Raw genomic sequence first — 25,602 nt, 5'->3', positions numbered from 1 at the left:
GCCCTCGCCGGTGACGGCGCCCCGCGATCCTGCACCAACGGCCTGATTATGTGATATAGGTCAGGCAAACATTTGCTGCATGGCTGTCGGAGGGGCGATGCGATGACAGAGCACTCGTTGGTGCACACGGGCAATCACGGACGGTCATCCCTGGATCGCATGGTCATCGGACACCGTCGGTGACCGCGGCCGACGGCTGCGGCGAGCCCTCGCGGCAGACACGACGGACCGGGTCCGCCGCCGGCCGTCATCGAATTTCGACAGGCATGGTGCGCCCGGTAGAGGATGCCGCGGGCGAATGGTCGCTGGTGCCGGTCGCTCGTTCGGCGCAGTCCATCGGCCGCGTCGGCGCACTGGCGGTAGCCCTCGGTGTGGGTGTCGTGGTCGCAGGTTTCCCCGCCGTGGCGACCGCCGACACCGGTTCGGGGAATCAGGCGGGATCTACCTCGCCTCCGGGGTCGGGAAAGTCCGTCGGAAACCCGAACCGGCCACCTGGCAACGACGCTGCACCCTCGGCCGGCTCCATTACAGGCCCGGCGGCCCCATCATCGGGCGCCGCAAAGACCGGCCGTGGTTCGAACTCCACCGCGCGCGCGGGGGACGGGGCGGGTCCGTCATCGAAGCGCAGTGCACGCACGTCTTCCGTCCCCGCCGATCAGAAGAGCGTGGCCGGTACCCCCAGCCCGGCCACGGCGGTTTCTGCCGCTGCCCCTGAGCCCGCTGTCGGGCCGGATCCGTCACCGTCGGCGAGCAGCGCGAGCAGCGCGAGCAGTGCGCGCAGCATGTCCGCGGCTGCGGATCTTTCGTCGATTTCCGTTGACTCGCAGACTGTGACCGCGCCGGAAGCCGAGGTGGCGGTCATCACGGCGCCGTCCCAGGGTTCGGTAACGGGAACCGGAGGCAGCCTGCTCGACCGCCTCGGCGGCGGCACCCGAGACGACGCCCCGATCGGTGCTCCGCTGGCGTGGGCGGCGTTGGCCGCCAGTAGGCGGGAACTGTCGCGCCGCCCGGCCCGCACATCACCACCGTCGTCGGCGGTGCCCACCGGCGAACCGTCCGACCCTGTGGCGCGCGCATCGGCGGTGGCGACGAACCCGATCGCCGACTTCATCCGTATCTTCGTCGGCGACGGAACCGCCGCTCACCCCAACGCGGGAATCCTGTTCGGCAACGGCTACAGCTACACCGGCTACGCGGGTGCCTGTACCAGTGGGGCCTGCAACGGCGGTAGCGCCGGGCTCTTCGGCGGGAACGGCGGCGACGGGTTCAACGGCGGCAACGGCGGTGCCGCGGGCTTGTTCGGTGACGGCGGTGACGGCGGCGCCGGAGTCATCGGCATCAACAACGGTTCGGGCGGTAACGGCGGCCGGGGCGGACTGTTCTTCGGTGACGGCGGCAAGGGGGGAACCGGCGCTGCCGCGGGTGCCACCGGCAACGGCGGCGCGGGGGGCAACGGCGGAGACGCCGGAATGCTCTCGATCCGGGGATCCGGCGGTGCCGGTGGCGACGGCGGAAGCGGCGGCACCGACAGCGGATCCGGCGGTCGAGGTGGCCGTGGCGGCAACGGCGGCCTGGTCTTCGGCAACGGTGGAATGGGCGGCCAGGGTGGCGCAGGTGCAGACGCGGGCGGCGCGGGCGGGGATGGCGGACGCGCTGCGCGGCTAGCGGGTAACGGTGGAGACGGTGGCGCGGGCGGGCAAGCATCTCTGCCCGCGGGCACCGTCGGCAGTGGCGGCATGGGCGGCGCGGGTGGGCTGCTGTTCGGCCACGACGGTGGAATGGCGACCCCGGCGGGCACGGCATCGGCACACGCGGTGACCATGGCACTGGCGGCAGCGGATGTGTCGCTTGGCGGCTGCGGCATCGACCCGGCGTGTTACGCGCTGAAACTGGCGATGGAGGCGGCGCAGCCGCTGATCATCGACGGAATCGCGGCTCTGGTAACGGCTTTCGATCCATCAGCCGGTCCGATTGCCAAACTTGTCGGGTCGGCGTTCTTCACAATTCTCGACGCGTTGATGTTCAACGACCTGGGACTGCTGCCGTCGACGGTGCAGAACCTGGTCACCGACCCGGCGATGCTGACCTGGATATCCTCCACGGTCGCAGGTAACTCGGCGCTGGCGGCGCTCCCGCCGGACCTCCGAGTCACCATCGGCAATGCCGTCGGCTACTTCCTGCAGGAATCGCTGGGCAATTCGACCGTGGCGGATGCGCTCACGCCGGTCTTCTCGTCGGTGCCTCTACCGACGAGCTTCGTGGGGCTGGGGACCTGGCTGGCGCACTTCATCTTGAGCGGGTTCGATTTCAAGCAGACGCTGCAGGAGCTGATCGGTACACCGGTAGAGGATTCGCTCGCCACGTTCCTCGCCGATTCGGCTGTCCAGCAGCAGTTCGGTGCCGCGTTCACCGGTGCGGTCAACGTGCTGATCGGTTCGACGTCCCCTTCCTGGGCCACTCCGGTCAGCTCGACCGCCCTCGCGGATTATCTCGGCCAGCTTGCTGCCGGTTCCCTGCCGGCCGACATGAGCGCCGCCGCACCCGTTGTCAGCTCGGTGGTCAGCGCGGCCGTCGCCGCGCTGCTGGCATCGGTCGGCGGCAGCATGGCGGTCCAATTGGGCACCGCCTACACGACTTTCATGTCACAGCCCGGAGTCAACAACACGCTGGCCAACTACGTCGCCAACTATCTGTTGAGCGTCGTGGACGGTACGCCGTTGCCCGCGCCCACCAACACCTTGCCGTCCGCGGCGCAGGTGACGTTCAGCGCGTTGGTGACGTCCCTGTTGTCCGGATCGGTGCCGTCCGCCGTGGGGACGCTGATCAACAGCGTGGTGTCCGGACTGACTGTTTCTCCGATCGTGCAGCAGCTCGCCGGCCAGCAGGTGTCGGTGTTGGTGGCGCAGGCGTTGGCGGGTAATCCGATTGCGGGTCCGGTGAGTGTGGCGGTCGGTCAGGCGGTGCAGACGTTGCTCGCCAACCCGGCCTTCAGTGGCGAGATATCCACGCTGCTCGGTGGATTGGTGCCGGGGTTGTTGAGTCAGGCTGGAGTGGTCGGCGCACTGTCGAGCACTGCGGGCACGCTCGCGAACGCCATCTTCTCCGGTACGGATCCGTCGACGGCGCTCAGTGCTGCTTTGGCTGCGCTGCAGGCCAATCCGGTCATCCGGAATGCCGTGGGCGCCACCACGTCAACGACCGTGAACGCACTACTGAGCAATCTGGCGGTGTGGCAGGCGGTCGGTTCAGCGTTGTCGACGGTGCTCACCGACCTGGTTGATCAGTCGGTGGTGCGGCAGTATGCGGGTCAGCAGGTGTCGGTGTTGGTGGCGCAGGCGTTGGCGGGTAATCCGATTGCGGGTCCGGTGAGTGTGGCGGTCGGTCAGGCGGTGCAGACGTTGCTCGCCAACCCGGCCTTCAGTGGCGAGATATCCACGCTGCTCGGTGGATTGGTGCCGGGGTTGTTGAGTCAGGCTGGAGTGGTCGGCGCACTGTCGAGCACTGCGGGCACGCTCGCGAACGCCATCTTCTCCGGTACGGATCCGTCGACGGCGCTCAGTGCTGCTTTGGCTGCGCTGCAGGCCAATCCGGTCATCCGGAATGCCGTGGGCGCCACCACGTCAACGACCGTGAACGCACTACTGAGCAATCTGGCGGTGTGGCAGGCGGTCGGTTCAGCGTTGTCGACGGTGCTCACCGACCTGGTTGATCAGTCGGTGGTGCGGCAGTATGCGGGTCAGCAGGTGTCGGTGTTGGTGGCGCAGGCGTTGGCGGGCAATCCGATTGCGGGTCCGGTGAGTGTGGCGCTCGGTCAGGCGGTGCAGGCGTTGTTGGGGGTGCCGGCGGTCTCTGGTGGTTTGGCGTCGCTGTTGGGGCAGGCGTTGCCGACGATCCTGGCTCAGCCGGGGGTGCCGGCGGCGTTGGCTCAGGCGGCGGGGACGGTCGCCGCGGCTGTGGTTGCCGGTCAAGAGCTGTCGACGGTGCTGCCATCGGTGTTGGCGCAGTTGCAGGCGAACAGCCAGATTCAGGCGGCGGCCAAGGTCGTCACGACGATGGCGGTGCAGGCCGCGCTGGCTGATGCCGCGGTGTGGCAGGCGGTCGGGTCGACGGTGACCACGATGGTCAATCAGCTTCTCAGCGACGCGGTGGTGCAGGCGTACGCGGGTCAGCAGGTGTCGGTGTTGGTGGCGCAGGCGTTGGCGGGCAATCCGATTGCGGGTCCGGTGAGTGTGGCGCTCGGTCAGGCGGTGCAGGCGTTGTTGGGGGTGCCGGCGGTCTCTGGTGGTTTGGCGTCGCTGTTGGGGCAGGCGTTGCCGACGATCCTGGCTCAGCCGGGGGTGCCGGCGGCGTTGGCTCAGGCGGCGGGGACGGTCGCCGCGGCTGTGGTTGCCGGTCAAGAGCTGTCGACGGTGCTGCCATCGGTGTTGGCGCAGTTGCAGGCGAACAGCCAGATTCAGGCGGCGGCCAAGGTCGTCACGACGATGGCGGTGCAGGCCGCGCTGGCTGATGCCGCGGTGTGGCAGGCGGTCGGGTCGACGGTGACCACCATGGTCAATCATTTGTTGACCGATACTGCTGTGCAGGTGTATGCGGGTCAGCAGGTGTCGGTGTTGGTGGCGCAGGCGTTGGCGGGCAATCCGATTGCGGGTCCGGTGAGTGTGGCGCTCGGTCAGGCGGTGCAGGCGTTGTTGGGGGTGCCGGCGGTCTCTGGTGGTTTGGCGTCGCTGTTGGGGCAGGCGTTGCCGACGATCCTGGCTCAGCCGGGGGTGCCGGCGGCGTTGGCTCAGGCGGCGGGGACGGTCGCCGCGGCTGTGGTTGCCGGACAGGACCTTTCGTCCACCCTGGCGACGGTGCTCGCCCAATTGCGGGCCAACATCCAGATTCAGTTCGCCGCGCAGTCGACGGTCTTCATAGCGGTGCAGGCCGCGCTGGCTGATGCCGCGGTGTGGCAGGCGGTCGGATCAACAGTCACCACCATGGTCAATCAGCTTCTCAGCGACGCGGTGGTGCAGGCGTACGCCGCCCAGCAGGTGACGGTGTTGGTGGCGCAGGCGTTGGCGGGCAATCCGATTGCGGGTCCGGTGAGTGTGGCGCTCGGTCACGCGGTGCAGACCCTGCTGGCAGCTCCGGGAATGAGTAGCGGACTGGCTGTCGTGATCGGCGCCGTGCTGCCGACGTTCTTCAGTCAGATCGGAGTGCCGGGCTCCTTGGCTGTGGTGACGGGTGAGATCGCGAAGGCACTCGTTGCCGGGCAGGCTCTTTCGACCGTCTGGCCCCTGGTGCTCGACCAGCTGAAGCTGAACGTGGCTGTCATCAGCGGGTTGAAGGCAACCATCGCCGACGTCCTCGACCTGGTCGATGCGACGGTATTGAGCATCCCGTCCATTCAGCAGGCGCTGGGCTCCACGATCACCACGATGATCGTCGAGCTCGCCGGCAGTCCGATCGTGCGGGCGTTCATCGGCGGTGAACTCGGCCCGACGTTCGGCAGCGCAGTGGTTGCCCTGCTGTCGAACACCGCGGCCGTCACCGCCATCGCTACCGTCCTGGGCGCCACGGTCACCGACTTCCTGGCCTATTCTGGATTCACCGCTGCGGTGGTCGGCGCCGCCGATCAGTTCGCCGACGCGGTGCTCGACGGCACCGACCTGTCTGCCGCACTGCAGAGCGCTGTGGCGGCCCTGCAGGCCAACCCCGCGTTCACCGCGGCGGTGAACGCGATCATCCCGACGTCGATTCGGTCGATTCTGGGCGATGTGTCGGTCCGCCTGGCAGCCGGGGTGGCGGCGCAGATCGTCGTGGTGAACCTGTTGCGAGACAACGGCATCACCAACGCGTTCCTGACCGGAGCCGCGGGTCAGGTGACCAAGGTGGCGGTGATGTCCGTGCTGGCACGCGCGGCCATCGTGAAGCTGGCATACCAGATCACCGTCGGCCTGCTGGGTGGAATGCCGTTGAGTCAGGTCAAGGACGTGGCGATTCACGCGCTGCTGCGCGAGCCCGACGTCCAGATCGCGGTAGGCATGTCCGTGGGTCAAGGTGTCGGATCATTGTTCGGGGACAACATCTTCGGTGCCGTCATCGGCACCACGACGGGGATCACCCTCTCGGTCATGCTGGGAGTGATCGGCGGACTGTCCGGACTGTTCATGAATCAGCACGGTGCCACCGGCGTCGGCCCTGGTGGATTCGCCCGGTCGGGCCGCCAGCACACCTCCGCGATGAGCGTCGCCAGTGCCGATCCGGGCCGCGTGGCGCTCACACATATGACCATCGGCGGGCCGGGTCGGACGACAACGGTCAACCTGGGCGTGCGAGTCGAGCCGGCGGCGGCTCAGGCGGTTTCGGTGGGTTTCGACTTCCGGCTGGAGTCGCTGCTGGGGATGCCTGCGTCAGCCTGAGTCGACTACTGCCAGAACAGCAGGTTCTCGGCCCCGTTGTTGTAGACCGGAAGCAGGCGTACCGAACGTCAGGCGCCCTTGAGCCGGATCTTCCACCGCACCAGCGACAGATACCCGATGCACAGGGCGCCGAGCATGCCCATGTTGAACCACCATGCCGACGCGGTGTGCTCCCAGTGCCGGTCCTTCGGCGTCAGCGGCCCAGGCACCAACTTGATGAGGTCGATGGTCGAGGCTGACGCCGCGAAGCCCCACCGCGCCGGGGTGATCCAGGACAGCTGATCGAGCACCAGCCGTCCGGTCACCGGGATCATTCCGCCGGAGAAGACCAGCTGGCTCATCACGGCGACCACCAGCAGCGGCATGATCTGCTCGTTGGACTTGGCCAGTGCCGAGAGCGCCAGACCCACCATTGCAGCGGTCACCGTCGTCGCCGCCATCACCACGAACAGCTCCAGCGTCGGGCTCAGGAACGTCAGCGATCCCTGCGTCGGACCGCCCTTGCCGGCAATCGTGATCGCCGTGACGATCGTCGACTGCACGATCGCGAACACCGCGTAGATACAGACCTTCGCCAGCAGGTACGCCGTCGTCGACAACCCGACGGCTTGTTCTCTTCGGAAGATCGGCCGCTCACCGATCAGATCTCGCACGGTCAGCGCCGTACCCATGAAGATCGCGCCGACGTTGAGCAGCACCAGGATCTGACCCGGTTCGTTGGGCGCATCACCCATCGGATTCGGTACGCCGAAGCCGACGGTGCCGGGCACCGACAGCGACAGCACACCCATGATGAACGGCAGCAGTGCCAGGAACGCGAAGTAACCGCGGTCGGAGATGATCAGCCGCATCTGGCGACGCGCGATCGTGGAGAACTGCCGGAGCAAGCTGGTGTGCGTCGGCTCGCCCATGTTCGACGGCGTCTCCACCGGCGGCGGTGGGGGAGCAGGTCCGGTCTGCTGCAGGTAGCGCTGATAGGCGCCGTCGGGATCACCGGCGACCGAGCTGAAGATGTCGGCCCAGTTGGTGGTGCCCATCGCCGCCCCGATCTGGCTGGGCGGACCACAGAACGCCGTCTTGCCGCCGGGCGCCAACAGCAGCACCTGGTCGCACACGTCGAGGTAAGTCAGCGAGTGAGTGACCACCAACACCACCCGGCCGGCGTCGGCCAGCTGGCGCAGCATCGTCATGACCTGGCGGTCCAGCGCCGGGTCCAGACCGGACGTCGGCTCGTCGAGGATCAACAGCGACGGACCGGTCAGCAGCTCGAGCGCCACCGAAGCGCGCTTGCGCTGACCGCCGGAGAGCTTGTCCACCCGGGTGTTCTGGTGCTGGGTCATCTCCAGCTCGGCGAGCACCTGGGCCACCACCTGTTGGCGGTCTTCCTTGGTGGTGTCGGGCGGCAGCCGCAGTTCCGCGGCGTACATCAGCGCCTGGTTCACGGTCAGCTGGCCGTGAACCACGTCGTCCTGCGGCACCATGCCGATCCGGGATCGCAGGGAGGCGTACTCGGCGTGGATGTTGTGACCCTCGAAAGTGACTGTGCCACTTGTCGGATGGGTGTAGCCGGCGACCAGTCGCGCGAACGTCGATTTGCCCGCACCGGACGGGCCGATCACTGCGGTCAGCGTGCCGGGGCGCGCGGTCAGCGAGATGTTGTCCAGCAGCGTCTTGTTGTGCTCGATCGTCCAGGTCACCGCACGCACGTCCAGACCGCCGGTGGCGGTGGCCGCCGACGTCTCGGTGCGCCGCACCAGGGTGCCGCCGGCGAAGATGAGGTCGATGTTGCCGATCGTGACGGTGTCGCCCTCGTTCAGCATCGCGGTGTCGACCCGGCTGCCGTTGACGAACGTGCCGTTGATGCTGCGGTTGTCGACGATCTCCGTGCCGCCCGGCGTCGGGATCAGCGTGGCGTGGTGACGCGAGGCCAGTACGTCGGGGATGACGATGTCGTTGTCGGTCGCGCGGCCGATCTTGATCCCGCCTGGCGGCACGTCGCCGGGTGCGCCGGGGCGCAGGATCTTCAACATCGACGTCGCGAGATTCGACGACGACTGCGCAGGCTTGCCCACGGCGGGACGCATCTGGGTGGGCGCCGCCGCGGGCGGGTGGCCCATCGGGCCCGTCGCGGCAGGCGGGTGGTAGGTGGGCTGTGCTCGCGAGCCGCTGGTCGGATACACCGGCGGCTGGTGGGTCGGCTCGGCTTGCGACGGCGGGGGCTGCCACTGCCCGGCCGTCGGCGCGCCCCGGCTCGGGTTGGCCGGCCACGACGGCGACGACGGCGGCGCCGACATGCGCACCGACGAGGTCTGCGGCGGGCGTCCCACCGAGCCCTGATGGCGGCCGAGGCCGAAGCTCATCGGCGGCCCGTCGGGATTGCCGACGTTGACGGTCAAGCCGTCGCTGATGTCGACGGACGGCACCCGGCGGCCGTTGACGAACATGCCGTTGAGTGAGCCGTTGTCGATGGCCATCCACCGGCCGTGGTCGAAACGGAGCACCAGATGGGCGCGGGAGATCAAGGGGTGGGCGATTCGCACGTCGGCACGGAGGTCGCGGCCGACCACGACGTCGTGTCCAGCGGCGAAAGTACGCTCCGACCCGTCGTACCGAACTGTCAGATCGGGCGCGGCTGGTCGAGTCATCGGGACCAACTCTATCGGTAACGGCCCCGTCGGCCCGTCAGGCGGGACCGCCCGTCACCACGCACAGGGTTCGCGAGTAGATCGTCGGCATGCATTTGTTGCAGTGCGTGCACAGCGACTTCACCGAGTGTGCGTCGCCGTCGGCCTGAATGCGATTGAGCAGGTCAGGTTCGGCCAGCAGCGCGCGGCCCATCGCCACGAACTCGAAACCCTCGGCCATCGCGCGGTCCATGCTCTCGCGGTTGGTGATACCGCCGAGCAGGATCAGCGGCATGGTCAGCTCTTTGCGGAACTGCTCGGCGTCGCGCAGCAGGTAGGTCTCCCGATAGGGATATTCCCGCATGAACTTCTTGCCGGTCATCCGCATGCCCCAGTTCAGCGGCCATTTCTGCGCCGCGGCGAACTCCTTGACCGGGGCGTCGCCGCGGAACAGGTACATCGGGTTGAGCAGCGAGCTGCCCGCGGTGAGTTCGATCGCGTCCAGGCCGCCGTCTTCCTCCAACCACTTGGCGGTCTGCAGCGACTCCTCGATCTGGATCGAGCCGCGCACTCCGTCGGCCATGTTGAGCTTCGCGGTCACCGCGATCGGGGCCGGGCCCAGCCGCTCGACCTCGCGTCGTACGGCCATCACGATGCCGCGGGCCACCTTGGCCCGGTTCTCCAGCGTTCCGCCGAACTCGTCGGTGCGCCGGTTGATCATCGGAGAGAGAAACGAGCTGGCCAGGTAGTTGTGGCCGAGGTGGATCTCGACGGCGTCGAAGCCGGAATCGATGGCGAACCGGGCCGCCGAGGCGTGCGCGGCGATGACGTTGTTGATGTCGTCGCGGGTGGCGTGCTTGGCGAACTTCATCGACAGCGGGTTGAAGAAACGGACCGGGGCGAGCGCAGCCGCCTTGTTCGAGCGGGCATTCGCGACCGGGCCGGCGTGACCGATCTGCGCGCTGATGGCCGCACCCTCGGCGTGCACGGCGTCGGCGAGCCGGCGCAGGCCGGGCACCGCTTCCGGACGCATCCAGATCTGCCCGCCGTTGGTCCGGCCACCCTGGCTGACCGCGGTGTAGGCGACGGTCGTCATGCCGATGCCACCGGCGGCGATCGCCCGGTGGAACGCGATCAGGTCATCGGACACCACGTCGTCGGGGGTTCGCGCCTCGAAGGTGGCCGACTTGATGGTGCGGTTGCGCAGAGTGATGGGGCCGAGTTTGGCCGGGCTGAACACATCGGGCGCGTTGTTCATAACCGCAGCTGACCACGCTCTGAACAGTGCTGTCAACGATGGCGTTCGGTCAATGGAACAATACGGTCGTGGTCGCTATCAGCCTGGACGGCAAGCTCACCCGTGACGAGATCTTCGTCGATCTCACAGACCGTGTGGCGGCGCTGACCGCCGCGGGACGTACCCCGGGACTAGGCACCGTCCTGGTCGGCGACGACCCCGGTTCGCACGCGTACGTGAAAGGCAAGCACTCGGACTGCGCCAAGGTAGGGATCACCTCGATCCGCCGGGATCTGCCCGCCGATGTGAGCCAGGCGCAGCTCGACGACACCCTCGACGAGCTCAACGCCAACCCCGAATGCACCGGCTACATCGTGCAGCTGCCGCTACCGCGCCATCTTGACGAGAACGCCGCGCTCGAACGGGTCGACCCGGACAAGGACGCCGACGGCCTGCACCCGACCAACCTGGGCCGCCTGGTGCTCGGCAAGGCGGCACCGCTGCCGTGCACGCCGCGCGGCATCGTGCACCTGCTGCGCCGCTTCGACGTGCCGATCGCCGGCGCGCACGTGGTGGTCATCGGCCGTGGTGTGACGGTCGGTCGCCCGCTGGGCCTGCTGCTCACCCGTCGTAGCGAGAACGCGACAGTGACGTTGTGCCACACCGGGACGCGTGATCTGCCCGAGCTGACCCGGCAGGCCGACATCATCGTCGCCGCCGTCGGTGTGCCGCACATGCTGAGCGCCGACATGGTGCGCCCCGGCGCGGCCGTCGTCGACGTGGGTGTGAGCCGGGTCGACGGCAAGCTCACCGGCGACGTGCATCCCGACGTCTGGGGGGTGGCCGGCCATGTGTCGCCCAATCCCGGCGGAGTCGGTCCGTTGACCCGGGCGTTTCTGCTGACCAACGTCGTCGAACTGGCCGAAGCGGCCCGATGACGGCTCGCGCGCAGCGACGGCTGCCGACCCGTGCGGAGGTGGTCGCCTTCACGGGTCGCCTCGTACGCTCGCAGTGGCCGATCCTCGGTGTCGGGCTGATCTTCGTGGTCGCCTTCGTGCTGGTGGCGGCCGGATTCTGGCGTCGGGGCTCGTTGCTGATCGGCATCGCGGTGGGGGTAGCGGCCGCGCTGCGGTTGGTGCTGACCGAGGAGCGCGCGGGCCTGTTGGTGGTGCGCTCGCGGGGCGTCGACTTCGCGACGATGACCACGGTGTGCGTGACGATGGTGTACGTCGCGTCGACGATCGACCCGCTGGGGACGTCGTAGCGCCACCCGAGTGGCTCGGTCCCAGGGAACAGGTTGCGACATCCGGGCCGCCGAAGGTTCACGGAGGTAGTCCGAGTACCAGTATTCGCCCGGCACTGGTTGGGGCGTCTGCAAGCACCGATATTTGGTCGGTACAACACTGCGACGATTCGGAGACGGACATGCCCAGAGGCCGCGTTCTGGTTACCGGAGGGTCCGGTTTCATCGCCGGGCATTGCATCCTGCAGTTGCTAGAGGCGGGTTATGAGGTCCGGACAACACTGCGTTCCCTCACCGGTGAGGCGAACGTGCGGTCCGTGCTCGGTGAAGCCGGAATGGTGAATGGTCAGAATCTCGCATTCACCGAAGCAGATCTGACCGGTGATGCCGGCTGGGCCGAAGCTACCGCTGGTATCGAATATGTGTTGCACGTGGCCTCACCCGTGCAACCGGGGCATGTAGCCGACGAGAACGACCTGATCGTGCCTGCTCGCGAGGGAACGCTTCGGGTGTTGCGCGCCGCGCGCGACGCCGGCGTGACGCGGGTGGTGTTGACTTCGGCGTTCCACGCCGTCAGTTGGGGACACCCGCATGATGACCACGTCTTCACGGAACGTGACTGGACCATCGTCGACGGGTCGGGGGTGGACGCCTACGGCAAGAGCAAGACCTTGGCCGAACGCTCCGCCTGGGAGTTCGTCCAGACGTCGGGCGGGCGGATGGAGCTGACCACAATGCTACCGGTGGCCGTCATGGGACCGGTTCTGGGACACAAACTCTCGGGTTCCAACCACCTCATCCAGCGGATCCTCAACGGTGACATGCCCGGCTTTCCGCACTTGTTCTTCCCGATCGTCGATGTGCGCGACGTGGCGAAGGCGCACATCTTGGCCATGACCAATCCCGCGGTAGGGGGCGAGCGGTTCCTACTCTCCAATGGCCCGGCAGTCGAGATGAAGGATATCGGGGCGTTGATCAGATCCCGGTTCGGCCCGGCCGCGAAGAAAGTACCGCGGCGCACCTTGCCCGACGTCGTGGTGCGCGTCGGCGCGCTGTTTAACCCCGAGTTGAAATCCCTCGTGCCGGAGCTGGGTTACCGGAAGAACAGCTCCAACGAGAAGGCACGAAAGATTCTGGGCTGGGCGCCACGCGACCCCGAGGACGCGATAGTCGCGGCGGCCGAGAGCATGATCGACAAGGGTTTGGCCGGCGCGTAGCCGGCGCGGCCTGCTAGGCCCGCGCCCTTACTGGCCTTCGACCTCGGCTGGAACCGTCGCGGCGAGGAAGGCAAGCTTCTCGGCATCTTCGGTACCCGAATCGGCGTGGCCCACCGCGATGGAGAGGTGTTGAGCCTCGGCCACTATCAGTTTCTCCCAGTTGAGATTCAGGTCACCGACGACGGGGTGTCTAAGCCGCATGACGGCCCCGCGCCGGCCACCGATGTCGTGGCGTGCCCACAGTCGGCGGAATCGTGGACTTGCCAGCGACAACTGCCCGACGAGTTCGATCAGCCGTGGATCATCGAGGTGGGTTCCGACGGACTGCCGGAATGCTGCGACGAGCGTCTCCGTCGCGCTGTCCCAGTCCAGGAGAAGCTCGCGCTCGTCCGGATCGAGGAAGACGTCGATAATCCTGTTGCCGCCCACCACTAATCGGGGTGACACGCTGGCCGCCAACGCGTTCGCGGCCAAGATATCGAGGTAACGGCCTTCCACGAAGGCGGGCATGGGCAGCGCAGCGATGAGTTTCTCGACCCCCGCCGGGATGGTTTCGTGTTGGACTCGGCGACGCTTTTGGCGGCTGTTGTTCGCGACAAGGTCGAGCAGATACGTGATGCTCTCGCCGTCGAGCCTCAGAACACGACCGATGGCTTCCAGAACGTGCGCAGACGGATTACGGTGTCGCCCTTGCTCGAGTCTCAGGTAGTACTCGGCGCTGACACCGGCGAGCATGGCGACTTCCTCCCGGCGCAATCCAGGAACCCGCCGGGTGCCGAGGTTTGTGATGCCCACCTGTTCCGGTGTCACCAACTCGCGGCGCGCCCGCAGGAACTCGCCCAGTACGTTCGACGAATCGGCCATACCTCACGGTAGGTCGCACCGCGGCGGCCTGGGTGGCCTTTGCACTACCAGTATCGCTACGGGACTGGCGGTGTCGCCGCGATCGGCACATGTTGTTCTTATGGCACATCACGATCCGGCTGTCAGGTTCATCGGTCTGGGGGACCTGGGTCTGCCGATGGCGGAAGCCATCGCCGAGGCAGGCTATTCGCTGCACGCGTGGGTGCGGCCGCCTGACTCGCTGGACGTGCTGTCCCACGTCGCTCATACCGGGCACCAGGACCTCGCCGACATGGCCGCTGCATGTGACATCGTCGGCCTGTGCGTGAGCACCGACGATGACGTTCGAGAATTGGTCACCGCCCTGGCGCCACACATGCGACCGGGTGCGGTGATCGTGAACCACGGAACCGGCACTCCCGCGGTCGCTCGGGAGCTCGGGGCCTATTGCAAAGAACAGCGACTGCATTTTCTCGACGCACCGGTGACGGGCGCCCGCGGCGGTGCGCAGACCCGGAGCCTGACCACCTTCGTCGGTGGTCCTGCCGAGGCGGTGCAGCTTTGTGAGCCGGTGTTCGACTCGTTCTCCGCGCATGTGCTTCACCTCGGCCCGCATGGCATGGGACAGCTGACCAAGCTGGTGAACAACACGCTGCTGATGATGAACCGCGCCAACGTCGCGGACGTCATCGACCTGTTGTCAGCCGGGGGCATCGATCCCATCCCCGTCGTGGAAGCGGTGAAGCTGGGTAGCGGGTCCAGCACCGCTCTGCAGATGTTGCCGACCCGGAGCGGCAAGGATCTGAATGAGGCCGACATGACGGCGATCATCGCGCACCTCACCGATGTCGAACTGATGGATGCGGATCTCTTCGCCACCTCGATGGCCGACCTCGCCGTCGATGCCGCCTCTGCCACTGCGCGGGCCGTCAGCGGGACACGACGTCTGGGCGTCGTCATCTCGGCGCTCAACCCGCGGCCATGACCGAAGTCACTATGCGAAAGGAGAATTCGTTGCGAGTCATCACTGTCGAAGAACACTTCCATCATCCCGAGGTCGGTCCCCGGGTCATGGACTTGTCGGGTCCGCCGCCGATCGACCTTGACGCCGACTTCAGTACTTTCTGGCGCAACTTCACCCCTGATCGGGAGTTGGCGGAGCAGTTGGCCGGTGGCCGACTCGAGCACATGGACGCAGCGGGCATCAACATCCAGGTGCTATCCCATGGTGCAATGACCCCCGGAAGCCTCGATCACCCCGACGCCACCGGCCTCTGCCGCCAGGTCAACGACTGGCTGGCCGAACAGATCTCGCAGTATCCGACCCGGTTCCGAGGATTCGCCACCGTTCCGCTGTACGACCCAAAGGCCGCCGCCGACGAGATGCGCAGGTGCATCGATGAACTGGGCTTCGTCGGTACCTTGACGCAAGGCACTTTCGCCGGGCTTTTTCTGGACGACCCGCGATTCGAACCGGTGCTGGCGGCCGCCGAGGAACTGAATTCGCCGCTGTACGTCCACCCGGGTATCCCGCCGGCATCGGTGTTGCGTGCGTACTATTCCGGCAACTGGCCCGCGTCGGTGGAATTTCTGCTCTCGTCGCCGGCATTCGGGTGGCACGCCGAAGCCGGCATCCACATCCTGCGCCTGATTCTGTCCGGAGCCCTGGATCGCCATCCCGGTCTGAAGCTGTTGAGCGGCCATTGGGGCGAGATGGTCGCCGGCTGGCTGGACCGGCTCGACGAGGCGATCGGCTGGGGGCACTATCTCGATCGACCGGTCAGCGACTACTACCGCACGCAGGTGTGGATCACCCCGTCGGGGATGTACAGCCACAACCAACTCAAATTCTTCCTGGCCGAGGTCGGAGCCGACCGCATCATCCACTCAGAGGACTTTCCCTATGTCGTGCGCACCAATGTGGCGGATTTTCTGCTGAACGCGGACATCGCCGACCATGAACGTGAGGCCATCGCCCATCGGAATGCTGAAGCCCTGCTGAGGATCTCGCCGCTCTAGGGTGCGCGGGCCGGGAGATCAGTCGGCCTCGGCATGGCGGCGCCGGGGCCGTCGCCGGGAAGCCCCCATGGCAGGCGCTGGAATTGACTTGGTGGCTCGACTGCTTCTGAGCTGAGCTGTGCAACTTACGTTCGGGACGGCATGTAAAATGGCGTTCAAATGCCCGCGAGGAGGACGCACATGGGGGTCAATGCGACTTCCCGTTCCCCTCGACGCACCCAGGCTCAGCGCAGTGCCGAGATGCGAGAGCGGTTACTGGACGCCACGGTCGCCTGTCTCATCGAGTACGGCTATGCCGCGACGACGACTGCGCGTGTGGTGGAGAAGGCCGGTGTCACCAAAGGGGCTCAGCTGCATCACTTCCCCTCCAAAGAGGGGCTGGTGATCGCAGCCATCGATCATCTGGCCCGGCAGCGGGCACAGGCGGTGATTGGCAAGATCAGTCGTGTTCGGACCAGCGAAGATCCAGCCTCGGCTGTCTTGGAGTTTCTCTGGGAATCGCATCAGGGGCCGATGTTCGTTGCGACGGTCGAACTCTGGGTTGCTGCTCGCACCAACCCCGCTCTGGTGCACGAGATCAAGCGAGTTGAACCCCTCGTCACCGACACGCTGGCAGCGGCGGTCGCGCAACTGCTACCGGACCACACTCACCGGAAGGCGCTGCGTAACGCCGTGTTTACGGCCATGGATGCCCTGCATGGAATCATGCTGTTGGCCATGGTCGACCAGGATCCGACGGTCACTCGGCGCCGCTGGGATCGCGCCTGCGTCGACTTGCGCCAGATCATGGCCGCCGCCTTGAGAAATCACCCAACAGCCTAGCTGCAGCTAGACAGGCTAACCGGCCTGTTTATTCAGCTACTTTTCCGCTCCGGCCGATGTGGCCACACGTCTCCTGAGCGCATTTACCTGCGCATTATCCATGTCGAGCAGACTCAACATCCTCGATTGCATTCCGTCTGGACTGTATGTTAGCTTGGCTTCGCCCTAGACCAGAGGAGATCAGCAGTGCGGAATCGGGTGTTCGTAATCGGCGTCGGAATGACCAAATTCGAGAAGCCGGGACGTCGGGATGGCTGGGACTACCCGGATATGGCCCGCGAGTCGGGAACCAAGGCTCTGCAGGACGCCGGAATTTCTTACGACTTGATCGAACAGGCCTTTGTCGGATACGTGTACGGCGAGTCGACTTCGGGCCAGCGTGCAGTTTACGAGTTGGGTTTGACCGGGATCCCGGTCGTCAATGTCAACAACAACTGCTCCACCGGTTCAACGGCCCTCTACTTGGCAGCCCAGTCCATCAAAGGTGGCTTGGCGCAGTGTGCGCTCGCACTCGGATTCGAGAAGATGCAGCCCGGATCGCTGGGGTCCACCTTCGACGACCGAGCGCACCCGATGGCCGCGCACATGGAGGCGATGGCGGAGATCTCCGAGGTGCTCTTTCCGCCCGCGCCGTGGATGTTCGGAGCTGCCGGGCGTGAGCACATGCAGCAGTATGGTTCCACCCCTGAGCATTTCGCCAAGATCGGCTACAAGAATCATCTGCACTCGGTGAACAACCCTTATGCGCAATTCCAGGAGTCCTACAGCCTCGAGGACATCCTCTCCGCGCGGATGATCTACGACCCCCTGACCAAGCTGCAGTGTTCACCGACGTCGGACGGGTCAGGTGCGGCGATCCTGGCCAGTGAAGAATTCGTGGACAAGCACGGCCTCGCCGAGCAGGCGGTGGAGATCGTCGGCCAGGCCATGACCACCGATTATCAGAATACGTTCGACGGCACATGCAAGGCGCTGATCGGATACCACATGAATGTTGCTGCTGCGCAGAGTGTTTACGAGCAATCGGCTCTCGGTCCCGAGGACTTCCAGGTGATCGAATTGCACGACTGCTTTTCGGCCAACGAACTGTTGCTGTACGAGGCGCTCGGTCTGTGCGCCGAGGGGGAGGCGGCCAAGCTGATCGACGTCGGCGACACCACGTACGGCGGCCGGTGGGTGGTCAACCCGTCCGGCGGGCTCATCTCCAAAGGTCATCCGCTGGGTGCAACAGGCTTGGCCCAGTGCGCCGAACTCACCTGGCAATTGCGCGGAGATGCCGACAAGCGCCAAGTCGACGGCGTCACCGCCGTGTTGCAGCACAACATCGGCCTCGGCGGCGCCGCCGTGGTCACCGCGTACCAGCGCGCCGAGCGCTGAAACAACCAAACAAATCCGAGCAAGGAGAACTCATGGGTCACATCGAAGCAACCCGGCACCTCGACGCCAGTCCGGACGCCGTCTTTTCCGTCATCGGCAACTTCAGCGACTGGGACAAATGGTTCAGCGTCCACGAGAAGTGGTTGGAAACGCCGCCATCGGCACCGTCGGCGGGTAGCAAGCTGTTGGCCAAGATCGTGATGCTGGGCATGGCGAACAAGATCGACTGGACAGTCACCGAATATCAGGCACCCCGTGTCGTTGCGCTGACCGGAACGGGAATGGCGGGCGTGCAGTGCAGCTTTCGCTTCGAGGTCAGCCCCGACGGCGATGGCTCCACGATATCGGTCAACGGAGACTTCGAGGGCGCGCTGATCAAAGGTGCGCTGGGCAAGGCCGTGGAGAAGGACGGGATCAAGCAGCTCGATCTGTCGCTGGATCAGTTGCAATCCCTTGCCACGGCGGCTATCTGATGCCAGGTCCCGACTCAGAATTCGACGATGCGAATGTCGGCCTCTGGACCGACCCCGAACTCTTCGAGGTCACTGCCGAGAAGATCTCGGAATACGCTCGAGCCACCAATGACCCCATCGAGGCGCACCTGAACGGTGATATTGCGCCGCCGGTGTTCGCGATCGTGCCGGTCTTCGACTCGATGATGTCGCCCACCGTCGATGTCATGCCGGTAGAACTGGTTCCGCGAGTAGTCCACGGCGAGCAGGACTTCCACTTCCATCGCCCGATTGTGCCCGGGGACAAGCTCGTCTCGCGCGGCAAGATGATCGGATATGAAGGATTGTCCAACGGCACCCGGGCCGCCGTCTACCTCGAGTGCCGCACCGAGGCCGGTGAACTGGTCAACGAGCAGTACGTGACGGTGTTCGTGCGCAACTACGATGCCGGTAAGAAGCTGGGAGAACTGAGCCCGAATCACAAGTTCGACGAACGGCTGCTCGCAGAACCGATGCTGGCCAAGGCTGTCGCACACGTAGACGCGGATCAGACCTTTCGGTACTCGGTCGCCTCGGGCGATCCGATGCCGATCCACCTCGACGACGAAATAGCCCGCAGTGCCGGGCTGCCCGGGATCATCGCGCACGGTCTATGCACGATGGCAATGACATCGTGGGGTCTGCTCGCCGAGGTGGCGGGCTCTGATGTCAAGCGGCTCAAGCGGTTAGCGGTCCGATTCGCCAAGCCGGTACTACCCCGTGACGACCTGGAGACCCAGATCTGGAAGTCCGGATCGTCGGCGGGCGTCGCCACCTACGCATTCCAGACCGCACGCGGTGAGGATCTCGTGATCACTGACGGTCTGGCCGAAGTCATTGACGAGAGCTGAGAAGGAGAACGTCATGGGAGTCTTGGACGGGCGCGTCGCCATCATCACCGGTGCGGGCCGCGGCATCGGCCGTGAGCATGCATTGCTCTTCGCGCGAGAGGGAGCCTCGGTCGTGGTCAACGATCTCGGCGGCACCAACTCCGGCGAGGGCGCTGACGAAGGGCCAGCGCACGACGTCGTCGCCGAGATCACCGCCGCAGGTGGTCGCGCCGTCGCCAACACCGACAACGTCGCGGACTGGGATGGCGCGCGAGCGCTGGTACAGCAGGCGATCGACGAGTTCGGGCGACTGGATGTGCTTATCAACAACGCCGGAATCCTGCGCGATGCCTTCATCGCGGGGATGGATGAGTCGCAGTGGGACTCGGTGATCGCAGTGCACCTGAAGGGCCACTTCGCCATGCTGCGCCACGCGGCCGCGTACTGGAAGGATCAATCCAAAGCGGGCAACCAGCCCCTTGCGGCGGTGGTCAACACCGCGTCGGGTTCCGGTGTGACACTGGCCAATGCCGGCCAGGCCAACTACGGTGCGGCCAAAGCCGCGATTGCTGCTCTGACCCAGATCGCGGCCGAAGAGCTGGAACGTTACGGCGTGCGGGTGAACGCCATCGCACCGATCGCCCGCACCAGGCTGACGCTGGCCACGCCGGGCATGGGGACACTCATGGGCGAGCCGGAAGAGGGCGAGCACGACCTGTTCAGTCCCGCCAACATCGCACCACTGGTCGCCTACCTGGCGACGGAGAAATGCCCCATCACGGGAGCGGTGTACGCGGTCCAGGGCGGGGCGATATCACGGCTTCGCGGCTGGCACGACGTCGCCACCATCGAGACCGATGGCGCCTGGGAGATCGACGACATCGCCACCCGGCTGCCCGAGATGCATCGCTAGATAGGGGATTTCCCGATGATGGAGTGGTCAGAAGCTGACCTCATGGTCCGAGACGCGGTGCGGAGTTTCATCGACAAGGAGATCCGACCGCACACCGACGCCTTGGAGAGCGGCGAGCTTGCCCCGTACCCGATCATCCGAAAGCTGTTCGCCCAGTTCGGGTTGGACGCGCTGGCTGCAGAACAGGTGCAGAAGATGCTTGCTCGGGAACGGGCCCGCGGCGAAGGCGAGCCGCAGGCCTCGGATCGGCGTGAGCCCGGTGGCGCAAACGTGGCAGAACAGATGTCGATGGTGGCCGTCTTGGTCGCCGAGCTGAGCGGCGTATGCCTCGGGTTGGTCGCGGCGGCGGGGGTGAGCCTCGGTTTAGGGGCGGCCACGATTGCTGCCCGCGGAACGTTGGCCCAGAAAGAACGCTGGTTGCCGCCATTGGTGACGATGGAGAAAGTCGCAGCCTGGGCCATCACCGAACCGGACGCGGGTTCTGATGCTTTCGGCGGTATGCAGACGTATGTCAAACGCGACGGTGACGACTACCTGCTCAACGGCCAGAAGACGTTCATCACCAATGGGCCCTACGCCGATACCATCGTGGTGTACGCAAAGCTTGACGACGGCACCGGCACCGACCGGCGCAACCGTCCGGTGCTGACCTTCGTGCTCGATGCCGGTATGTCCGGATTGGTCCAGGGCAAGCCCTTTCACAAGATGGGCATGCACTCCTCACCGACAGGGGAGCTGTTCTTCGACAACGTCCGGTTGTCCCCGGACCGGCTGCTCGGCGAGCGGGAAGCTCATGGTTCTGGTGATGGACGCGACAGCGCCAGGCAGAATTTCGCCGCCGAGCGCGTAGCCATCGCCGTGATGTCGCTGGGAATCATCAATGAATGTCACCGGCTATGCATCGAATACGCCAAGAGTCGCCGATTGTGGGGGCAGGACATCGGCGCCTTCCAATTGATCCAACTGAAGTTGGCGAAGATGGAGGTCGCCCGCGTCAACGTTCAGAACATGGTGTTCTCTGCGATTGAGGCCGCCCGGGCCGGCAAATTGCCGTCGCTCGCGGAGGCCTCGGCGATGAAGCTTTACTCATCGGAGGCCGCAACTGAGGTGGCTATGGAGGCGGTACAGCTGTTCGGTGGCAACGGGTACATGACCGAGTACCGCGTCGAACAGCTTGCCCGCGATGCCAAGTCACTGATGATCTACGCGGGTAGCAACGAGATCCAAGTGACCCATATCGCCAAAGGGTTGCTCGCCGGATGACCCCGAGCCGACGTAGCGAAGGCGAGAGAGGTCAGTATGCCCGTGCGAACCGCTGACACTGTCCGAAATGCGCGCAGTTTGTGCGCGTTGTTCCAGGAGACGGTGGTGACGCACCACGACCGCGTCGCGCTGCGCAGCGCCGACGGTGCTACCACCCTCACCTGGGCGCAATACGGCAACCGCGTCCGTGATGTCGCCGCAGGGCTGTCGGCACTCGGTGTTGGGCGCGGTGACACGGTGGCGTTGATGCTGACCAACCGGCCGGAGTTCAACGTGGTCGACGCGGCGGCCTATCACCTTGGGGCGGTCCCGTTCTCGGTATACAACACCAGTTCGGCCGAGCAGATCAATTATCTGTTCACCAATGCCGAGAACCTCGTAGTGATCTGTGAACACCAGTATCTGCCGGTTCTCGAAGCGGCCCGGATCGGAACCAAGGTCCAGCACGTGATCTGCGTCGACGCCGGCCCGCCAGGCACGATCGCCCTGTCGGAGTTGGCGCATTCGGGTGAACCGGGATTCGATTTCGACGCGACATGGCAGGCCGTCGGTCGCGACGACCTGCTGACGATCGTGTACACCTCGGGCACCACGGGTGCACCCAAGGGGGTCGAGATCACGCATGCGAACCTGCTGGCCAACCTCACACCCCTCTACGACCTCGCCACCATCGATGAACACGACCGGGTTGTGTCGTACCTACCGGACGCACATATCGTCAACCGATACGTGGGGCACTACGGCCCCGCCGTCAGCGGTGCGGCCGTGACGACGGTCGCCGACCGGACACTGCTGCTGCCGACGCTGATGGAGGTCAAGCCAACGGTTTTCGTGGCAGTCCCGCTGTTCTGGTACAAAATCCAGGCCGCGCTGCAAGAAGTCCTGCGCGCCCAGGGTGGAGTGACCGGACGGATGGCGCGGTGGGCGATCGCCTCCGGCGCGCGGCTCTGGCGCAAGCGGGCCAGCGGTGACGCGCTGAACATTGCCGACCGCGTACAGGCCTCGGCTGCAGAATATCTGGTGCTCAGAAGAATCCGGAGCAGGGTCGGCTTGGGCGAGGTCCGGATCGCGCTCTCCGGTGCGGCGCCGATCGCAAGCGAGACCTTGGAATTCGTGCTGGGACTGGGGCTGCCGGTTTGCGAGGCCTGGGGTATGTCGGAACTCACTGCGGTGGCGACCGTCAACCCACCCGATGCCATTCGCATCGGCACCGTCGGCAAACCCGTTCCGGGGGTGGATATTCGAGTCGCGGCGGATGGCGAGTTGTTCGTACGTGGCCCCAGTGTGATGCGCGGCTATCGAAACGAACCGGAGAAGACGGCCGCCGTCGTCGATGCCGACGGCTGGTTGGCCACCGGTGACGTGGGCACCGTCGACCGCGACGGCTACGTGACGATCATCGACCGCAAGAAGGAACTGATCATCAACTCCGGCGGCAAGAACATGTCGCCGGCCAACATCGAGAACCATCTCAAAGTGGCGTGTCCGCTGATCGGTTCGGCGGTCGCCGTCGGCGATGCGCGACCGTTCGTGGTGGCGTTGATCGCCCTGGACGCAGACGAGGCGGCCAAGCGCGCCCAGCAGCTCGGCGTCGAGCCGGTCCCGGAGGTTCTGTCCGCACACCCCGCGGTCGCGGCCGAAATCGAAGCGGGGATTGCCGCAGCCAACGCCAAACTTTCCAGAGTTGAGCAGGTCAAAACTTTCCACGTGGTCCCCGCATTCTGGGAGCCCGGCGGCGACGAGCTGACACCTACGGCGAAACTCAAACGCACCCCGATCGCCCACAAGTACGCCGCCGAGATCGATCGACTCTACGCCAACTCTCGAAAGCCTTCTTCCCGCGAAATTTCGAAGTAAGTCGCTTGACTGCGGCGAGCAACCCCATAAACAACTGAATGCCAACAAAACTCACAACAGTTCGGTGTGACAACGCAAAGGAGCGGTCATGGATTCAGCGAAATACGTCGGCAGAGTCGGCGGCCTGGCCGTAGCGCTGGGTGTCGGGGCGGCACTCGCCATAGGGTGTGGGACGGCCTCGGCGGCACCAGACTCCGGCTCCACGCCATCGCACACCTCGTCCAGCGCTTCCGCAAGGTCCGCATCGTCTTCGAAACCGGCGCACCGTCCGGCCACCGGCTACACCGCGCGAACCAAAGCCGAGTCGACCCGGCCCGTCACCACCACAGACTCAACTCCGGCACCCGCGGCCACGGTTGCGGCCGTCTCGTCGCCCATCCGGGTTTCGCGCGCCGCGGCCTCAGCGGCGTGGGGCACATCGCCGGGGCGAAATCCGGTCAGCCCTGACACTCCGGCGGCGTGGACGCTGCTGGCGGCAGCCCGTCGGGAACTCGGTCCCGCCGCCGCCGCGCAGGAGCAGTCCACGGTGGCCACATCCGGCATCGGCTATGCGCCGACGGTGGTGGTCGACGACGGTGTCATCACCGGCACCAACACCGGACTCACGACAATTCACGGCAACCCGGTGACCTACGTCGTTGTGCGCACGCCGGCGGACGGCGCAAAAGTGACCCTGAACGGTGCAACCGGGAACTTCACGTTCCTGCCCAATTTCGCCGCACTCACCTCCGGGTCCGAGCAGTTCACCGTACTTGCATCGGAGGTGACCGGATTCGACCGAGCGTTGTTGGCTATACCCCTGCTCGGGCCCTTGGTGGTGCAGCCGGTCCTGAACGAGTTGCATCAGGTGCCCGTCCTGAACACGTTGTTGGCGCCCCTGATTGGCACCTCTACGCTGGTTCCCGTCACGATTACGCCCAGTTCACTTAACCCGACCGGGCAGCCGATTGCCTACACCGTGACTGTGACGTCGTTCGATGGCACCCGGATCAGTACCAACTATTTTCCGGCCAGCGGGCTGACCGCCGGTCAGTCCGCCCCGACCATCCTCAACAGCCCGGGAGCAGCAGAACCGGGCAACACCGATCCGAGTCAGCTGATCGCGGCCGACTCGGCGACCATGCAGGATCTCCGCGATGCCGGTTACAACGTTGTGACGTGGGACCCCCGCGGTGAATTCGCCTCGACGGGTGTACTGCAGCTCGACAACCCACAGTTCGAGGGCCGTGACGTATCGGCGATTCTCGACTACATCGCCACGCTGCCGACAACGCAGCTCGATGGCCCTGGTGACCCGCGGGTGGGTATGGTCGGCGGATCATACGGCGGTGGCATTCAATTCAATGCCGCTGCGATCGATAGCCGTATCGATGCGCTGGCCCCCGAAATCGCGTGGAACAACATTCCTCAGGTGCTGGCACCGTTCGCCGGAGCGGTCCGAACCACCTATGGACTCCTGCTCGCGCTGAACTTCGCTCTCACCGGTACCCGCGCCAATCCGTTGCTCTATATCGGTACGGTCACCGCCCCGATATTCAACATCCTGCTTGATCCTGTGCTGAACTTCCTGACCAGCAACGGCCCCGCTGTGTTGACCGGACGGGTCACCGTGCCGACCCTGCTGATCAAGGGCACCGTCGACACGATCTTCCCGCTGCAACAGGCCGTGCTCAACGCGCAGATGTTGGCCGCCAACGGCGTCGCGGTGAAGATGTTGTGGTTCTGCGGTGGCCATGGCACGTGTCTGACCAATCCGGGTGACGATGTCAACTGGGTGGGAGATGAAACCCTGGCGTGGATGAACAAGTACCTCAAGGGCGACGATATCGACACCGGACCGGCCTTCGAATGGGTCGACCAGAACGGCAACTACTTCTCCTCGTCGCAACTCCCCTCGAACCCCGCCTTCTACGGCACGCCATTGACGACGACGGGCAGCGGTGGTCTGCTGCCGATGATCCCACTGATCGGCGGTTCAGGCCCGAGCGTGGCTCCCTCGCCGTTCAACTACACCGACGGCGCTCCGGCCAAGATTGCTGTCAACGTCGCGATCAAGAACCCCGTGCAGACCACTGAGGTGGTCGGCGCCCCGACGCTCACCATGACGTACTCCGGCCTGGCCACGGGTACGGGCGGCAATGCGGTCTATGCCCAGATCGTCGACAAAGACACTGGCCTGGTGGTCGGAAACCAAGTCACTCCCGTGCCTGTGACTCTTGACGGGCAGCAACACACGGTCGAGGTGCCGCTGTCCTACCTGGCCTACACGATGAACCCGGATTCCAATCTCGAACTGCAAATCGTCGGATCGGCAACCGCATGGCTCAACCTCACCCAGTACGGCGTCATCAACATCACCGACGTGAAATTGGAACTGCCGACCGCTGCGAACGCTGATCAGGAGCAGCCGGTGGCGGTCGCCTAACGTCGGCGGTTCGTGCGCCCTAGCCAAAGTTGCCTGACAG

At 65.5% G+C, this 25,602-nt stretch carries 18 protein-coding genes; 14 read left to right on the top strand and 4 right to left on the bottom strand.

Going from position 1 to position 25,602, the window contains the following annotated elements; genetic code table 11:
- Positions 1-655: 655 nt before the first annotated feature.
- The gene (locus Y900_RS32110; protein WP_131536112.1) at positions 656-862 is read right to left on the bottom strand and encodes a hypothetical protein; all 207 of its coding nucleotides are present in this window, start codon (positions 860-862) and stop codon (positions 656-658) included.
- Here Y900_RS32110 and Y900_RS30200 point away from each other — a divergent pair.
- Positions 831-6,401, top strand: a complete 5,571-nt coding sequence (locus Y900_RS30200) for a beta strand repeat-containing protein (RefSeq protein ID WP_131536110.1) — start codon at positions 831-833, stop codon at positions 6,399-6,401. The genes Y900_RS32110 and Y900_RS30200 overlap by 32 nt on opposite strands.
- A gap of 68 nt (positions 6,402-6,469) precedes the next feature.
- Here the strand turns inward: Y900_RS30200 and Y900_RS07045 are convergent, their stop codons facing one another.
- On the bottom strand, positions 6,470-9,046 hold the full coding sequence (locus tag Y900_RS07045) for an ATP-binding cassette domain-containing protein (RefSeq protein WP_036340584.1): 2,577 nt from the start codon (positions 9,044-9,046) through the stop codon (positions 6,470-6,472).
- A gap of 37 nt (positions 9,047-9,083) precedes the next feature.
- Positions 9,084-10,283, bottom strand: coding sequence for an NADH:flavin oxidoreductase (locus tag Y900_RS07040; protein WP_036340581.1), 1,200 nt, complete (start codon positions 10,281-10,283; stop codon positions 9,084-9,086).
- 68 nt (positions 10,284-10,351) lie between these two features.
- Between Y900_RS07040 and Y900_RS07035 the strand changes: the two genes are divergently transcribed.
- The 3 genes from Y900_RS07035 (at position 10,352) to Y900_RS07025 (ending at position 12,722) form a co-directional block, all read left to right on the top strand.
- The gene (locus tag Y900_RS07035; RefSeq protein WP_036346073.1) at positions 10,352-11,200 is read left to right on the top strand and encodes a bifunctional methylenetetrahydrofolate dehydrogenase/methenyltetrahydrofolate cyclohydrolase; all 849 of its coding nucleotides are present in this window, start codon (positions 10,352-10,354) and stop codon (positions 11,198-11,200) included.
- On the top strand, positions 11,197-11,526 hold the full coding sequence (locus Y900_RS07030; RefSeq protein WP_051659935.1) for a DUF3017 domain-containing protein: 330 nt from the start codon (positions 11,197-11,199) through the stop codon (positions 11,524-11,526). Before Y900_RS07035 ends, Y900_RS07030 begins: the two co-directional genes overlap by 4 nt.
- Positions 11,527-11,687: 161 nt before the next feature.
- A complete protein-coding gene (locus Y900_RS07025; protein ID WP_036340578.1) occupies positions 11,688-12,722 on the top strand; it encodes an SDR family oxidoreductase in 1,035 nt (344 codons plus the stop codon).
- 27 nt (positions 12,723-12,749) lie between these two features.
- Here the strand turns inward: Y900_RS07025 and Y900_RS07020 are convergent, their stop codons facing one another.
- Positions 12,750-13,586: a helix-turn-helix domain-containing protein gene (locus Y900_RS07020; protein ID WP_036340575.1), complete on the bottom strand. Its 837-nt coding sequence runs from the start codon at positions 13,584-13,586 to the stop codon at positions 12,750-12,752.
- A 100-nt stretch (positions 13,587-13,686) separates the two neighbouring features.
- Between Y900_RS07020 and Y900_RS07015 the strand changes: the two genes are divergently transcribed.
- The 10 genes from Y900_RS07015 (at position 13,687) to Y900_RS06970 (ending at position 25,562) form a co-directional block, all read left to right on the top strand.
- Complete coding sequence (locus Y900_RS07015) at positions 13,687-14,550, top strand: NAD(P)-dependent oxidoreductase (RefSeq protein WP_036340572.1); 864 nt, start codon at positions 13,687-13,689, stop codon at positions 14,548-14,550.
- A gap of 29 nt (positions 14,551-14,579) precedes the next feature.
- Entirely contained in the window at positions 14,580-15,584 is a 1,005-nt protein-coding gene (locus tag Y900_RS07010) for an amidohydrolase family protein (RefSeq protein ID WP_036346069.1), read from the top strand.
- Positions 15,585-15,764: 180 nt separating this feature from the next.
- A complete protein-coding gene (locus Y900_RS07005) occupies positions 15,765-16,406 on the top strand; it encodes a TetR/AcrR family transcriptional regulator (protein ID WP_036340569.1) in 642 nt (213 codons plus the stop codon).
- Positions 16,407-16,592: 186 nt separating this feature from the next.
- A complete protein-coding gene (locus Y900_RS07000) occupies positions 16,593-17,783 on the top strand; it encodes a lipid-transfer protein (protein WP_036340566.1) in 1,191 nt (396 codons plus the stop codon).
- Between the two features lie 32 nt (positions 17,784-17,815).
- Complete coding sequence (locus Y900_RS06995; protein ID WP_036340563.1) at positions 17,816-18,256, top strand: type II toxin-antitoxin system Rv0910 family toxin; 441 nt, start codon at positions 17,816-17,818, stop codon at positions 18,254-18,256.
- On the top strand, positions 18,256-19,125 hold the full coding sequence (locus Y900_RS06990; RefSeq protein ID WP_036340559.1) for a MaoC/PaaZ C-terminal domain-containing protein: 870 nt from the start codon (positions 18,256-18,258) through the stop codon (positions 19,123-19,125). Before Y900_RS06995 ends, Y900_RS06990 begins: the two co-directional genes overlap by 1 nt.
- 13 nt (positions 19,126-19,138) lie before the next feature.
- A complete protein-coding gene (locus tag Y900_RS06985; RefSeq protein WP_036340556.1) occupies positions 19,139-20,017 on the top strand; it encodes an SDR family oxidoreductase in 879 nt (292 codons plus the stop codon).
- Positions 20,018-20,032: 15 nt separating this feature from the next.
- Entirely contained in the window at positions 20,033-21,280 is a 1,248-nt protein-coding gene (locus tag Y900_RS06980) for an acyl-CoA dehydrogenase family protein (RefSeq protein ID WP_036340552.1), read from the top strand.
- Between the two features lie 36 nt (positions 21,281-21,316).
- Positions 21,317-23,137: an AMP-dependent synthetase/ligase gene (locus Y900_RS06975; RefSeq protein WP_051659934.1), complete on the top strand. Its 1,821-nt coding sequence runs from the start codon at positions 21,317-21,319 to the stop codon at positions 23,135-23,137.
- Positions 23,138-23,225: 88 nt separating this feature from the next.
- Positions 23,226-25,562 carry a CocE/NonD family hydrolase gene (locus Y900_RS06970; RefSeq protein WP_081845014.1) on the top strand — a complete coding sequence of 779 codons (2,337 nt, stop codon included), beginning with the start codon at positions 23,226-23,228 and terminating at the stop codon, positions 25,560-25,562.
- Positions 25,563-25,602: the final 40 nt, after the last annotated feature.

Source organism: Mycolicibacterium aromaticivorans JS19b1 = JCM 16368, assembly GCF_000559085.1.
GTDB classification, from domain to species: Bacteria; Actinomycetota; Actinomycetes; order Mycobacteriales; family Mycobacteriaceae; genus Mycobacterium; species Mycobacterium aromaticivorans.
Note: the sequence above shows the minus strand (reverse complement) of the source record. Positions and strands in the feature narration are given on the sequence as shown.

Bases quoted from the DNA above. Each gene is read 5' to 3' on its own strand.
- Y900_RS32110 (WP_131536112.1), bottom strand. From the start codon at position 862: ATGACCGCCACCTCGGCTTCCGGCGCGGTCACAGTCTGCGAGTCAACG.
- Y900_RS07045 (WP_036340584.1), bottom strand. From the start codon at position 9,046: ATGACTCGACCAGCCGCGCCCGATCTGACAGTTCGGTACGACGGGTCG.
- Y900_RS07040 (WP_036340581.1), bottom strand. From the start codon at position 10,283: ATGAACAACGCGCCCGATGTGTTCAGCCCGGCCAAACTCGGCCCCATC.
- Y900_RS07030 (WP_051659935.1), top strand. From the start codon at position 11,197: ATGACGGCTCGCGCGCAGCGACGGCTGCCGACCCGTGCGGAGGTGGTC.
- Y900_RS07025 (WP_036340578.1), top strand. From the start codon at position 11,688: ATGCCCAGAGGCCGCGTTCTGGTTACCGGAGGGTCCGGTTTCATCGCC.
- Y900_RS07020 (WP_036340575.1), bottom strand. From the start codon at position 13,586: ATGGCCGATTCGTCGAACGTACTGGGCGAGTTCCTGCGGGCGCGCCGC.
- Y900_RS07015 (WP_036340572.1), top strand. From the start codon at position 13,687: ATGGCACATCACGATCCGGCTGTCAGGTTCATCGGTCTGGGGGACCTG.
- Y900_RS07005 (WP_036340569.1), top strand. From the start codon at position 15,765: ATGGGGGTCAATGCGACTTCCCGTTCCCCTCGACGCACCCAGGCTCAG.
- Y900_RS06995 (WP_036340563.1), top strand. From the start codon at position 17,816: ATGGGTCACATCGAAGCAACCCGGCACCTCGACGCCAGTCCGGACGCC.
- Y900_RS06990 (WP_036340559.1), top strand. From the start codon at position 18,256: ATGCCAGGTCCCGACTCAGAATTCGACGATGCGAATGTCGGCCTCTGG.
- Y900_RS06985 (WP_036340556.1), top strand. From the start codon at position 19,139: ATGGGAGTCTTGGACGGGCGCGTCGCCATCATCACCGGTGCGGGCCGC.
- Y900_RS06980 (WP_036340552.1), top strand. From the start codon at position 20,033: ATGATGGAGTGGTCAGAAGCTGACCTCATGGTCCGAGACGCGGTGCGG.
- Y900_RS06975 (WP_051659934.1), top strand. From the start codon at position 21,317: ATGCCCGTGCGAACCGCTGACACTGTCCGAAATGCGCGCAGTTTGTGC.
- Y900_RS06970 (WP_081845014.1), top strand. From the start codon at position 23,226: ATGGATTCAGCGAAATACGTCGGCAGAGTCGGCGGCCTGGCCGTAGCG.